12 protein-coding genes are annotated in these 12558 nt (G+C 67.8%); 8 read left to right on the top strand and 4 right to left on the bottom strand.

Annotated elements, in window-relative coordinates:
- Positions 1–126: 126 nt before the first annotated feature.
- The 4 genes from CJ014_RS10035 (at position 127) to hcp (ending at position 5404) form a co-directional block, all read left to right on the top strand.
- Complete coding sequence (locus CJ014_RS10035; protein WP_100080333.1) at positions 127–1518, top strand: ethanolamine ammonia-lyase subunit EutB; 1392 nt, start codon at positions 127–129, stop codon at positions 1516–1518.
- Positions 1515–2258 (top strand): ethanolamine ammonia-lyase subunit EutC, encoded by a 744-nt coding sequence (eutC, locus tag CJ014_RS10040; protein ID WP_100080334.1) that lies wholly within the window; start codon positions 1515–1517, stop codon positions 2256–2258. The genes CJ014_RS10035 and eutC overlap by 4 nt, the downstream gene beginning before the upstream one ends.
- Before the next feature lie 120 nt (positions 2259–2378).
- Positions 2379–3698, top strand: coding sequence for an ABC transporter substrate-binding protein (locus CJ014_RS10045; RefSeq protein ID WP_100080335.1), 1320 nt, complete (start codon positions 2379–2381; stop codon positions 3696–3698).
- Positions 3699–3817: 119 nt separating this feature from the next.
- A complete protein-coding gene (gene hcp, locus CJ014_RS10050; protein WP_100080336.1) occupies positions 3818–5404 on the top strand; it encodes a hydroxylamine reductase in 1587 nt (528 codons plus the stop codon).
- An 83-nt stretch (positions 5405–5487) separates the two neighbouring features.
- Here the strand turns inward: hcp and CJ014_RS28290 are convergent, their stop codons facing one another.
- Entirely contained in the window at positions 5488–5622 is a 135-nt protein-coding gene (locus tag CJ014_RS28290) for a hypothetical protein (RefSeq protein WP_280952335.1), read from the bottom strand.
- 217 nt (positions 5623–5839) lie between these two features.
- Here CJ014_RS28290 and hydE point away from each other — a divergent pair, with 217 nt between their 5' ends.
- The 4 genes from hydE (at position 5840) to CJ014_RS10070 (ending at position 8305) form a co-directional block, all read left to right on the top strand.
- Entirely contained in the window at positions 5840–6889 is a 1050-nt protein-coding gene (gene hydE, locus CJ014_RS10055; protein WP_100080337.1) for a [FeFe] hydrogenase H-cluster radical SAM maturase HydE, read from the top strand.
- Positions 6890–6958: 69 nt separating this feature from the next.
- Complete coding sequence (locus CJ014_RS10060) at positions 6959–7261, top strand: hypothetical protein (protein ID WP_100080338.1); 303 nt, start codon at positions 6959–6961, stop codon at positions 7259–7261.
- Positions 7258–7686 carry a PIN domain-containing protein gene (locus CJ014_RS10065; protein WP_100080339.1) on the top strand — a complete coding sequence of 143 codons (429 nt, stop codon included), beginning with the start codon at positions 7258–7260 and terminating at the stop codon, positions 7684–7686. The genes CJ014_RS10060 and CJ014_RS10065 overlap by 4 nt, the downstream gene beginning before the upstream one ends.
- A gap of 226 nt (positions 7687–7912) precedes the next feature.
- Complete coding sequence (locus CJ014_RS10070; protein ID WP_100080340.1) at positions 7913–8305, top strand: DUF1236 domain-containing protein; 393 nt, start codon at positions 7913–7915, stop codon at positions 8303–8305.
- Between the two features lie 42 nt (positions 8306–8347).
- On the opposite strand, the gene hydF is transcribed toward CJ014_RS10070, so the two are convergent.
- From hydF to hydG, 3 genes are all read right to left on the bottom strand, one after another.
- Positions 8348–9580, bottom strand: a complete 1233-nt coding sequence (gene hydF / locus CJ014_RS10075; protein WP_100080341.1) for a [FeFe] hydrogenase H-cluster maturation GTPase HydF — start codon at positions 9578–9580, stop codon at positions 8348–8350.
- Positions 9581–9646: 66 nt separating this feature from the next.
- Positions 9647–11041, bottom strand: a complete 1395-nt coding sequence (locus CJ014_RS10080; RefSeq protein ID WP_100080342.1) for an aspartate ammonia-lyase — start codon at positions 11039–11041, stop codon at positions 9647–9649.
- Positions 11042–11063: 22 nt separating this feature from the next.
- Positions 11064–12464, bottom strand: coding sequence for a [FeFe] hydrogenase H-cluster radical SAM maturase HydG (gene hydG / locus CJ014_RS10085; RefSeq protein ID WP_100080343.1), 1401 nt, complete (start codon positions 12462–12464; stop codon positions 11064–11066).
- Between the last annotated feature and the right edge of the window lie 94 nt (positions 12465–12558).

Consider the following 12558-nt stretch of genomic DNA (forward strand, 5'->3'; position numbering starts at 1 on the left):
CCTTACCGATTGTTCATCAACAGACCGGCGGCGCATGCGTAGCGCCGCGTAGATGACTGCGTCCGAGGCGGCGCCTGCCCAACAAAACGCCTTGGCCAATCCTTAAGCGATGGTAGACTGACGATCATGCCCAGCTACGCCATCCTGCTCGACCGCCAGCGCCACGTCTTCGACGACCTCAAGGCCGTCATGGCCGCCGCCTCGCCGGAAAAATCCGGCGACCGGCTGGCCGGCATCGCCGCCGACAGCAACGAGCGGCGCGTCGCCGCCCGCTATCTCCTGGCCGACATTCCGCTCAGGACCTTTCTTGAAGAGCCGCTGATCCCCTACGAGGTCGACGAGGTCACCCGGCTGATCCTCGATGGCCACGACGACGCCGCCTTTTCGCCGGTCGCCCACATGACGGTCGGCCAGTTGCGCGACTGGCTGCTCTCCTACGAGTGCACCACCGCCGCGCTTTCGGCGCTCGCTCCCGGCCTGACGCCGGAGATGGTCGCCGCCGTCTCCAAGATCATGCGCAACCACGACCTGATCGTCGCCGCCGCCAAGACCAGCGTCGTCACCGGCTTCCGGACCACCATCGGCCTCAAGGGCCGCCTTTCCAGCCGCCTGCAACCCAACCACCCGACCGACGATCCCGAGGGCGTCGCCGGCTCGACGCTCGACGGCCTCACCTACGGCGTCGGCGACGCGGTGATCGGCATCAATCCGGCCGGCGACAACCTCGACGCCTGCATGCGGCTGATGGAGCTGTTCGACCGGCTACGCCAGCGCTTCGACATTCCCATGCAGTCCTGCGTGCTGACGCATGTGACCACGTCGATCAAGGCGGTGGAGGCCGGCGCGCCGCTCGATCTGGTGTTCCAGTCGATCGCCGGCACCGAGGCCGCCAACCGCGGCTTCGGCGTCGACCTTAAGGTGCTCAGGGAAGGCCGCGAGGCGGCGCTCGGCCTGAGGCGCGGCACGGTCGGCGACAACGTCATGTATCTGGAGACCGGCCAGGGCTCGGCGCTTTCGGCCGACGCCCACCACGGCGTCGACGAGCAGACCATCGAGGCGCGCGCCTATGCCGTCGCCCGCCACCTGAAGCCGCTGATCGTCAACACCGTCGTCGGCTTCATCGGGCCGGAATATCTCTACGACGCCAAGCAGATCATCCGCGCCGGCCTCGAAGATCACTTCTGCGGCAAGCTGATGGGCGTGCCGATGGGCGTCGACGTCTGCTACACCAACCACGCCGAGGCCGACCAGGACGACATGGACAACCTGATGTTCCTGCTCGCCTCGGCCGGCGTCAACTTCCTGATCGCCGTGCCCGGCGCCGACGACGTCATGCTGAACTACCAGTCATTGAGCTACCACGACATCGTCAGCCTCCGGCATTCCTTCGGCCGGCCGCCGGCGCCGGAGTTCGAGGCCTGGCTCCACCGCATGGACCTCATCGACGGCGACGGGCGGCTGGCGCCGCAGGCCAGCTCCGTCGCGCGGCGCCTCATCGACTACAGGGCGTCGGCATGAGCAATCCGATCGACCTCGACCCGTTCGCCCGCTTCCGCGCCGTCACCCGCGCCCGCATCGGTCTGGGGCGGGCCGGCGACTCGCTGCCGATCCGCGCCGTGCTCGACTTCCAGCTCGCCCATGCCCGCGCCCGCGACGCCGTGCACGGCCACGTCGACTTCGCCGCCATGGCCGCCCGGATCGGCGGACAGCGGCCGGTAATCCACCTGAAATCGCGCGCCGCCGACCGCTCGACCTACCTCGCCCGTCCCGATCTCGGCCGTCGCGTCGATCCGGCGGCGCTCGCCGGCGTCGAAAAGGGCGATTGGGACGTCGCCTTCGTCGTCGCCGACGGCCTGTCGGCCGCCGCCGTCGAGGCGCATGCCGAGATTGTGCTCACCGCCTGCCTGCGCCGGCTCGGCGACCTCAAGGTCGCGCCCATCGTGCTCGGCGAACAGGCGCGCGTCGCCTTCGGCGACGAGGCCGGCGAGGCGCTGGGCGCCCGCATGGTGGTGGTGCTGATCGGCGAGCGGCCGGGCCTGTCGGTTCCCGACAGCCTCGGCGCCTACCTGACCTTCGGTCCCGAGGTCGGCCGGCGCGACAGCGAGCGCAATTGCATCTCCAACATCCACGCCGACGGGCTGCCGCACGAGACGGCGGCCGACAAGATCGCCTGGCTGATCCGCGAGGCGCTGCGGCTCGGCCTCACCGGCGTCGACCTCAAGGAGGACATGGGCGCGGCCGCCCTTCCTGCCCCCTGAACGGCAATTTTTTGAACAATCCCTCGCTTGCGCGACCCTTCGCTAATACCTTCGGATCCGTTGCCGCACTAACATCCCCGATCGCGGAGGAGCGGATTCGAATTGGTGGAGGAGACGACGATGCGCTTCAGCGCCTTTCTGGCGGCGGCGACGCTGATCGGCGCGACCGGCGCCGCGGCAGCCGCCGACATGCTGACGATCGCCGCCGCCGACAACGCCGACATGGTCCGGATGCAGGAGCTCACCGACGACTTCGTGGCGAACAATCCGGGCATCCATCTCAACTGGGTGATTCTGGAAGAAAGCGTCCTGCGCCAGAAGATCGCCACCGACATCGAGACGCACGGCGGCCAGTTCGACGTCATCACCATCGGCAACTACGAAGTGCCGATCTGGGCGCGGCGGGGCTGGCTCAGGCCGCTCGACGCGCTCGGCGACAGATACGACGCGAACGATCTTCTGCCGGCCATCCGGAAGGCCATCTCCTACGACGGCAAGCTCTACGCCTCGCCCTTCTACGGCGAAAGCGCCATGCTGATGTACCGCACCGACCTGTTGCGCGCCGCCGGACTGGAGATGCCGCCCTCGCCGACCTGGACCTTCGTGCGCGAAGCGGCGCTGAAACTCACCGACAAGGCCGCCGGACGCTATGGCATGTGCCTGCGCGGCAAGGCCGGCTGGGGCGAAAACATGGCGCTCATCACCGCCGCCGCCAACTCGTTCGGCGCCCGCTGGTTCGACTTCGACTGGCGTCCGGAGTTCGAGACGCCGGAGTGGCGGCGGACGCTCGACTTCTACGTCGACCTGCTGCAGACGGCGGGGCCGCCGGGCGCCGCCTTCTACGGCTATGCCGAGAACCTCGACCTGTTCCGCACCGGCAAGTGCGCCATGTGGATCGACTCCACCGTCGCCGCCTCGACGCTGAACAACCCCAGGACGTCGGATGTGGTCGGCCGGGTCGGCTACGCGCCGTTTCCGAGCTACGGCAGCCTCGGCAACCACGGCAACTGGCTGTGGACCTGGAATCTCGCCGTTCCCGCCGGCACGACCAAGGCCGGGCCGGCGCAGCGCTTCATCGCCTGGGCGACCGACCGGGCCTATGCCGAGCTGGTCGCCGCCCACGAGGGCTGGGCCTACGCGCCGCCGGGCACGCGCGCCTCGCTCTACAGCAATCCGTCCTACCGCTCGGCGGCGCCGTTTTCCGGCTACACGCTGACCGCCATCCATACCGCCAATCCCGACCAGCCGACCGTCAAGCCGGCGCCCTACACGGGCAGCCAGTTCGTGGCGATCCCGGAATTTCCGCGCATCGGCAACGCCGTCGGCCAGATCTTCGCCGCCGCCGTCGTCGGCCAGATGAGCGTCGGGCAGGCGCTCGCCTCGGCGAACGACCTGACGCTCAGGGAGATGACGCGGGCGGGATACGTGAAGTCGCCGTGAAATCGCCGGTCAATTTGTCGCCGCGCAACGTCGCCGGCGCCCGTCCCGCCTAGGGTTCCCTCCATTCCGCCGGCTTGCCGGCAAGAAGGGCTAGAAGCCCCCGAGGATGGAGACGGACAATGTTTTGCTATCAATGTGAACAGACCGCCCGCGGAACCGGCTGCGTGACGCGCGGCGTCTGCGGCAAGTCGCCGGAGGCTTCCGACCTGCAGGACGTGCTCGTCCACGCGGCCAAGCGCCTGGCAACGCGTTACGCCGGCGTAGCGGCCGCCGAGCGGCCGGCGAGCCTCGCGCCGATGCTGGAGGACGCGCTGTTCGTCACCGTCACCAACGTCAACTTCGACACCGCCTCCATCCTCGAAAAGATCCGCGACGTGGTCGCCGCGGCCGGCGCCACCGCCGCCGGCGTGGCGGTCGAAGCGCCGGAGGACACCCTGCTGGCCTGGTCGCGCGATTCGATGATCGCCTCCCGCAAGGCGAGCCTCGGCGACGACATCACCGGGTTGCAGGAACTGTTGCTCTACGGCCTCAAGGGCATGGCCGCCTACGCCCATCACGCCCGCCAGATGAACCGCGCCGACCCGGTGGTCGACGCCTTCATGGTCGAGGCGCTGGCCAAGCTCGACGCCGGCGTCGCCACCGTCGACGAACTGCTCGCCCTCAACCTCAAGTGCGGCGAGGTCACCGTCAACGTGCTGGCGCTGCTCGACGCCGCCCATGGCGACACCTTCGGCAAGCCGACGCCGACGCCGGTGCTGATGGGCCACGTGCCCGGCAAGGCGATCCTGGTCTCCGGCCACGACATGGTCGACCTCAAGGCGCTGCTCGAACAGACCGAGGGCAAGGGCATCAATATCTATACCCACGGCGAGATGCTGCCGGCCCACGGCTATCCCGAGCTCAAGAAGTTCAAGCACCTGGCCGGCCACTTCGGCGGCGCCTGGATGCTGCAGCAGCGGGAATTCCCGAAATTCCCCGGCGCCATCCTGATGACCACCAACTGCCTGATGCAGCCGTTCGAGGAGTATGAGGGCCGTCTGTTCACCCGCAACCTCGTCGCCTGGCCGGGCATCGCCCACATCGACGGCCGCGACTTCACGCCGGTCATCGAGGCGGCGCTGGCCGCTCCCGGCTTCACCGACAGCGTCAAGACCGGCGAGCATCTGGTCGGCTTCGGCCATGACGCCGTGCTGGGCGCCGCCGACAAGATCATCGGCGCCGTCAAGGCGGGCGAGATCAAGCACTTCGCCGTCATCGGCGGCTGCGACGGCACCGAGGGCGAGCGTTCCTACTACACCGACCTCGGCACGACCATTCCGAACGACTGGGTGATCCTGACGCTCGGCTGCGGCAAGTACCGCCTGCTCGGCCACGACTACGGCACGGTCGCCGGTCTGCCGCGCCTGCTGGACATGGGCCAGTGCAACGACAGCTTCTCGGCCGTCAAGGTGGCGCTGGCGCTGGCCGATGCCTTCGGCTGCACGGTCAACGACCTGCCGCTGTCCATCGTGCTGTCGTGGTTCGAGCAGAAGGCGGTCTGCGTGCTGCTCGCCCTCCTGCACCTCAACGTCAAGAACATCCGCATCGGGCCGCGCCTGCCCGCCTTCCTGACGCCGGCCGTCCTGAAGGTGCTGGTCGACACCTTCGGCCTGAAGCCGGTCGGCGAGGTGGATACCGACCTCAAGGCGATGGCCAACGCCGCCTGACGGGCGCGTCGCGAGGAGGGAAAAACGGACCGGCCGGGCATCGCTGCCCGGCCGGCGGTTTCCATGAAGGGCCGTTGCGCGGATCAGACGCCGACGGCGATGGCCTGAAGGCCGAACAACACCGTCAGAAATGCCGCGGCAACAGCGATCCGCAGGCAGAAACCAGCGGACGGACACACAAGCGTCCGCCCCACTTCCTTGACCATGGTGACAATCACGGCCGCCTCCCTGTTGCGTTCGCAGGTCACCGATGAACCATGAGGCCCGGCAAGTTCCTCCCGCGCCGGACCGCACGTCGCAAGAAGCTAGAATCGAATCCGGCCGAGAGCCACTCAAAACGTTTCGCCTACGTATTCGGAGGGATGACCGCCGCCTGTCGCCGAGACGTCATTCAGGCTATATCTTACTCAATAAATATAAGTTTTCGGACAGCCGATGAGCAGAGCCGCAGCCCTTCTGGAACAAGTCCCGACCGGAGACGTTTTCGACCGCGCCGCCGTCAGGGCGTTGTTCGACCTGCCGCGCGAGACGCTGTTCGCCCGCGCCGACGCGGTGCGCAAGGACAACATGGGCGACGACGTGTTCCTGCGCGGCATCGTCGAGTTCTCCAACATCTGCGCCAACGACTGCCTCTATTGCGGCATCCGCAAATCCAACCACGACGTGCGCCGCTACCGCATCGACGAGGAGGAAATCCTCGAGGTGGCCCGCCGCATGGAGGGCTGGCAGCAGACCACCATCGTGCTGCAATCGGGCGAGGTGGCGGCCGACAAGGAAGACGAGCGCATCGAGCGCATCATCCGGCGGATCAAGACGGAGACGCGGCTGGCGGTGACGATGAGCGCCGGCAACCGGCCGCGCGACACCTACGCCCGCTGGCGGGCGGCCGGCATGGACCGCTATCTCCTGCGCTTCGAGACGTCGGATCCCGAGCTCTTCGCCTTCCTGCATCCGGACTGCGACCTTGAAGAACGCATCCGCTGCCTCCAGGACCTGCGCAGCCTCGGCGTGCAGGTGGGCTCCGGCTTCATGATCGGCGTGCCGGGCGAGACGCTGGACATTCTCGCCGACAACATCCTGCTCTGCCGCGATCTCGACTTGGACATGATCGGCATCGGGCCGTTCATCGCCCATCCCGATACGCCGCTCGTCGGCCAGCCGAACGCCTACGCCGGCGACAGCGACATGTTCTTCGCCGCCGTGTCGGCGCTGCGCATCGTCAATCCGAGAGCGCACATTCCGGCGACGACGGCCTTCGACGCCATCTTCCCGCATGCCGGCCGCGACCTCGTGCTGCAGCGCGGCGCCAACGTGTTCATGCCCAACGCCACGCCCGGCCGCTTCCGCAAGAACTACATGCTCTATCCGGACAAGCCCTGCGTCGACGAGGACGACCACCAGTGCTCGGGCTGCGCCGCCGCCCGCATCTGGTCGATCGGCCGGGTGATCGGCCAGGGACCGGGGCATTCGATCAAGGTGAGGTGATCGTCGCTTCCGTTGAAAAATGGCATATGCCCGGTTATATTTCCGGCTAGATACCGCCGGGATGCCTCCATGACCAGTTCCGCCCAGAGCCGAGCCATCAAGACCTATCGCAGCCGCCTTGCCGACAAGGGGCTGGTGCGCTTCGAGATCGTGGCGCGCGAGGACGACCGCGACCTCATCCGCCGGCTGGCCCGCACGCTGGCCGAGGAGACCTCCGAGGCGAGGACCTTGCGCGACAGCGTCGCCCAGGCGCTCGGCGGCGGCGACGGACCGACCGGCGGCATCCTCGCCGCGCTCAGGCGGTCGCCACTCGTCTCGGCCGATATCGACCTCGCCCGACCGCGTCTTGCCGGGCGCGAGGTCGAGCTGTGAGCCGCTACCTGCTCGACACCAACGTCATCAGCAATCTCGTCCGGCCGGTGCCGTCCCCGTCGCTGGTAGACTGGATGGCCGGGCGCGCCGACGGCGAATTGTTCATCTCGGCCCTAACGCTGGCCGAGATCGAACGCGGCATCCGCCAACTGCCGGACGGCCGCAAGAAGATTAAGCTCGAAGCCTGGTTTGCCGGGCCGGAAGGCCCCGCGGCGCTGTTCGCCGGCCGGGTCGTCGCCTTCGACGCGGCCGCCGCCGCGATCTGGGCGCGGCTGATGGCCGACGGCAAGCGTGCCGGCCGGCCGCGCAGCGCGCTCGACATGATCGTCGCCGCCTGCGCCGAAGCGATGGACGCCGTGATCGTCACCGATAATGCGCGAGATTTCGAGGGACTCGATATCCTGAATCCTATCCGCCCGGCTTGAGCCAGCGCCATGCGTGTCCATGGCGGCAATATACGGCTGTAAATCCATTCGCGGCGACGCATGGCTTTCCCCTTCCCTCGCCTACGCCGAAAGCCGTTCATTCCCCTGCAAAAACAGTCGCAAGAAGACAAAGCGCCCTGCCAGCGGGCGACTGTCAATCTTTTGCAGTTGGAACTTTTACCGTCGGTCGGCCGTTGTCGGGGGCATCAACAGACAGGAGTCCGAGATGAAAAAGATCCTCGCAGCTTCGCTTCTCCTCGGCGGTCTCGCCATCACGCCGGCCGCCTTTGCCCAGGAAGGCACTCTCTCCGGCGCGGCCGGCGGCGCCGCCACCGGCGCTGTCGTGGGTGGCCCGGTCGGTGCCGTGGTGGGGGGCGTAGCGGGCGCAGCCGTCGGCACCATCCTCGATCCGCCGCCGCCGGAGGTTCGCACCGTCGTCATCCAGCAGACGACGCCGTCGGTGGTCTATCAGCAGCCGGTCGTCGTCGGACAGGCGCTGCCGCCCACGGTGGTGCTCTATCCGGTGCCCGGCTACGACAATTACTACTACACCGTCGTCAACAACGAGCGCGTCATCGTCGACCCGCAGAACCGCACGGTGCTGCAGGTCGTCAACTGACGACAGACGAACGGTTGAAAGGCGGGGCTTCGGCCCCGCTTTTCATTGGGCGGCGTTGGCGCGCTCGAAAGCGATGCGCGCCGAGGGGAACGGGCCGAGCGAGCGGTGCAGGACGCCCTGCACGCGGCTGATGGCAACGCCGTAGTTGGTGATCGGTACGCCCTGCCGCTCCGCCTGGCGGATGCGAAGCAACGCCTGCTTGCGATTGACGGTACAGGCGCCGCACTGGACCACGAGGGCGTAAGGGCTGAGGTCCTCGGGAAAGGCCCGGCCGGCCATGGTCTCGAATTCGATGTCGCCGCCGGCATACTGGCGGAACCAGCGGGGGATCTTCACCCGGCCGATGTCGTCGGCCATCGAATGATGGGTGCAGGCCTCGGCGATCAGCACCTTGTCGCCGGGCTTCAGCCGGTCGATCCGCGCCGCGCCCTCGGCGAGGCGGATGAGATCGCCCTTGAAGCGGGCCATCAGGATCGAGAAGGTGGTGAGCGGCACGTCGTCCGGCGTGTCGGCCGCCGCCTTCAGCACGATCTGGCTGTCGCAGACCACCAGGTCGGGTTTCCTCTGGAACGACTTCAGCGTCGCCGCCAGCTCGCGCTCCTTGACCACCGTGCAGCTCGCATCGGCGTCGAGGATGTCGCGGATGGCCATCACCTGCGGCAGGATCAGCCGGCCCTTGGGCGCCGAGAGGTCGATCGGAACGACGAGCACCACGTGGCCGCCGGCCGGCACCAGGTCGGCGAGGAGGTGCGGCACCTCGAAGGAGCTTTCCGGCGCCGCCTCCAGGATCACCTCGCGCACGCAGGCGGCGTCGGCCTTCAGCGTTGTGGAGATCGAGGCGAAGGGCACATCGCGCGCCTTGACCAGCGCCAGCGCCTCGGCCGGCGGAGCGCCGAGGTCGGCCTTGGTGAAGACGACGCAATAGGGCGTCTCGCGGTCGGCGAGCGCGTCCATCAGCCTGACCTCGTCGTCGCCGATCGGCCCGTCGGTGACGATGATGCCGAGGTCGGTGTGGTCGAGCGCCTTGAGAGTCTTGTCGACGCGCATGCCGCCGAGATCGCCGACGTCGTCGATGCCGGCGGTGTCGACGAACAGCACCGGGCCGATCGGCAGCAGCTCCATCGCCTTCTCGACCGGGTCGGTGGTGGTGCCGGCGACGTCGGAGACGATCGACACCTCCTGACCGATGAGGAGGTTGACCAGCGACGACTTGCCGACGTTGCGCCGGCCGTAGACGCCGATGTGCAGGCGAAGACCCTTGGGCGTGGCAAGCATGATGTTTTCTCCAATGGCATCGGCCTGTCCGAAAACCGGTTCCCACTTTTCGGGCCGATGCTTTGTCTATTTCGTGCCCAGCGCCGTCATGGCGTTGGCGGAGAGCAGGCGTTCGAGGTCGGCCGGTTCGATCAGCTTGCGCTCGAGGACGATCTCGATCACCGATCGGCCGCCGCCCTGCGCCGCCAGCGCCACCTCGGTGGCCGTCTCGTAGCCGAGGCGCGGCAGCAGCGCCGTAACGACGGCGCGGCTTTCGCCTACCTGCCGGCGGCAGGCCGCCTCGTCGACCGAAAGACCCTCGACGCAGCGGCTGCGGAAGATGGTCGAAGCGGCTTCCAGCAGGCCGAGGCTGTCGAGCAGGGCGTCGGCGAGAAGCGGCAGGAAGGCGTTGAGCTCCAACTGGCCGTTCTGGGCGGCCAGCGTCACCACCTGGTCGTTGCCCATCACCCGCATCGCCGCCTGGCCGACCGCCTCGGGGATCACCGGGTTGACCTTGCCGGGCATGATCGACGAGCCCGCCTGGACGGCCGGCAGCAGGATTTCGCCGAGGCCGGCCTGCGGCCCGGACGACAACAGGCGGAGGTCGGAGGAAATCTTGAACAAGTTGACGGCGTTGGCCTTCAGGATGCCCGACACCTCGACGAAGGCGTCGGCGTTCTGGGTGGCGTCGACCAGGTTTTCCGCCCGGGCGAGGCCGAGGCCGGTCACCTCACGCAGCACCTCGGTGACCATGAACACATAGTCGCGCGGCGCGGCGATGGCGGTGCCGACGGCGGTGCCGCCGAGGTTGACGACGCGTAGCCGTTCCTCGCACTTGAAGATGCGCCAGCGATCGCGCGACAGCGCCTCGGCCCAGGCCGAGAACACGGCGCCATAGGCGATCGGACAGGCGTCCTGCAGCTCGGTGCGGGCGATCTTGACCACCCCCGACCAGGTCCGCTCCTTGTCCTGGAAGGCGACCTGCAAGTCGGCGATGGCCTTCTCGAGGCGGTGCAGCAGGCGGATGGCGGCGATCTTCAGCGCCGTCGGGAAGGTGTCGTTGGTCGACTGGTTGAGGTTGACGTGGTCGTTGGGATGGACGCGGGCGTGCCGACCGCGCCGGCCGCCGAGCAGCTCCTCGGCGCGGTTGGCGATCACCTCGTTGACGTTCATGTTGAGCGAGGTGCCGGCGCCGCCCTGCAAGGCGTCGACGACGATCTCGGAGACGAGCGTGCCGTCCTCGATGTCGCGGGCGGCGCGGATGATCGCCTCCGCCACGTCGTCGGCGATGAGGCCGAGGCGATGGTTGGTCTTCGCCGCCGCGATCTTCACCGCCGCGTAGGCCTTGACCAGCTCGGGATGGGCCGGCCGGCCGCTGAGCGGGAAGTTGTCGCGGGCGCGCGCCGTGTGGATGCCCCAGAGGACATCCTCGGGAACCTCACGCTCGCCGATGAGATCGGCCTCGCGCCGCGCCGCCATCATTCGCCTCCGGGCAACGTCCGCCTCAGCGGTAGACGTCGCGCTTGCCCTCGCGCACCTTGCGCATCATCGTCTGGGAATAGCGGGCGATCTTCGGTTCCATGGTGGCGACCTCGGCGGCCACCGCCTGTTCGCCGGCGGCGCAGGTTTCCTCGGAGCCGTAGTCGAGCATGTATTCCATGAAGGACGACAGGGCGTTCGGTCCGCACATTTCGCGGATCAGGCCGGGCTTGGCAAGGTCCATGAAGTCGGCGCCGGTGCGGCCCATGCGGTAGCAGGCGGTACAGAAGGACGGCACGCAGCCGCTGGCGGCGATGTCGCGCACCACTTCGTCGAGCGGCCGGTGATCGCCGCGGGTGAACTGGGCCGCCTGCTCCTCGACCGGCGTCGCATAGCCGCCGGGGTTGGTGCGGCTGCCGCCGGAGATCTGCGACACGCCGAGCCGGAAGGCCTCGCGGCGCATCTCCGGGTTCTCGCGCGTCGACAGGATGATGCCGGTGTAGGGCACGGCGATACGCAGGATGGCGATGATCTTCCGGAAGTCGAAGTCGGAGACGGCGTAGGGCGGCGCCATCGACACGTCGGAGCCGAACGCCGGCTCCATGCGCGGCACCGAGATGGTGTGCGGGCCGACGCCGAAGGCATCCTCCAGATGGGCGATGTGCTGCATGGTGGCCAGCACCTCGAAACGCCAGTCGTGCAGGCCGAACAGCGGTCCGATGCCGACGTCGTCGATGCCGGCCGCCATGGCCCGGTCCATCACCGACACGCGCCAGTCGAAGTCGGCCTTGGCGCCCGACGGATGCATCTGTTCGTAGACCTTGCGGTTATAGGTCTCCTGGAACAGCTGGTAGGTGCCGATGCCGGTGGCCTTCAGGCGGCGGAACTCGTCGGTCTCCAGTGGCGCGACGTTGACGTTGATGCGGCGGATCTCGCCGCGGCCGCGCTTCACCGAATAAATGTGCTCGATGGCGTCGATCAGATACTGGAAGCCGGTCTTCGGGAAGGCCTCGCCGCCGATCAGCAACAGGCGCTTGTGGCCCTGGTCGATCAGCGCCGCCGTCTCCGCCTCGATCTCCTCCATGGTCAGGATCTTGCGGTCGAGTTCCTTGTTGGACCGGCGGAAGGCGCAGTAAACGCACTCGTTGAGACAGATGTTGGAGAAGTAGAGCGGCGCGAACAGCACGATGCGCGGGCCATAGATCTCCGTCTTCACCGTCTCGGCGGTGTGGAACAGCTCGGCCGCGAGATCGGGATCGGTGACGGCGCAGAGAACGGCGACGTCGTCCTCCGACAGGCCGCCCAGCGTCGCCGCCTTGTCGAGGATCTCGCGCACACGCAGCTTGTCGGCGCCGGCGGCAGTGGCGGCGATCTCCGTCTCGATGCGGGTTTCGTCGAGCCAGGTGATCCGTTCAGTCTTCGTCATGGTTGCAGCCTTTCACCGGCCCGTCCGCCGGAGCTTTTCTGCAAGCGACACTGCCCGATCTCGGCCAAAGACGATTTGCGCAAGATCAATCCTA

Origin of the sequence: Pleomorphomonas carboxyditropha (assembly GCF_002770725.1) — a bacterium.
Classification (GTDB): Bacteria; Pseudomonadota; Alphaproteobacteria; order Rhizobiales; family Pleomorphomonadaceae; genus Pleomorphomonas; species Pleomorphomonas carboxyditropha.

Coding starts and splice junctions, on each gene's coding strand:
- hydE (WP_100080337.1), top strand. CDS start 5,840: ATGAGCAGAGCCGCAGCCCTTCTGGAACAAGTCCCGACCGGAGACGTT.
- hydF (WP_100080341.1), bottom strand. CDS start 9,580: ATGCTTGCCACGCCCAAGGGTCTTCGCCTGCACATCGGCGTCTACGGC.
- hcp (WP_100080336.1), top strand. CDS start 3,818: ATGTTTTGCTATCAATGTGAACAGACCGCCCGCGGAACCGGCTGCGTG.
- eutC (WP_100080334.1), top strand. CDS start 1,515: ATGAGCAATCCGATCGACCTCGACCCGTTCGCCCGCTTCCGCGCCGTC.
- CJ014_RS10060 (WP_100080338.1), top strand. CDS start 6,959: ATGACCAGTTCCGCCCAGAGCCGAGCCATCAAGACCTATCGCAGCCGC.
- CJ014_RS10035 (WP_100080333.1), top strand. CDS start 127: ATGCCCAGCTACGCCATCCTGCTCGACCGCCAGCGCCACGTCTTCGAC.
- hydG (WP_100080343.1), bottom strand. CDS start 12,464: ATGACGAAGACTGAACGGATCACCTGGCTCGACGAAACCCGCATCGAG.
- CJ014_RS10080 (WP_100080342.1), bottom strand. CDS start 11,041: ATGATGGCGGCGCGGCGCGAGGCCGATCTCATCGGCGAGCGTGAGGTT.
- CJ014_RS10070 (WP_100080340.1), top strand. CDS start 7,913: ATGAAAAAGATCCTCGCAGCTTCGCTTCTCCTCGGCGGTCTCGCCATC.
- CJ014_RS10045 (WP_100080335.1), top strand. CDS start 2,379: ATGCGCTTCAGCGCCTTTCTGGCGGCGGCGACGCTGATCGGCGCGACC.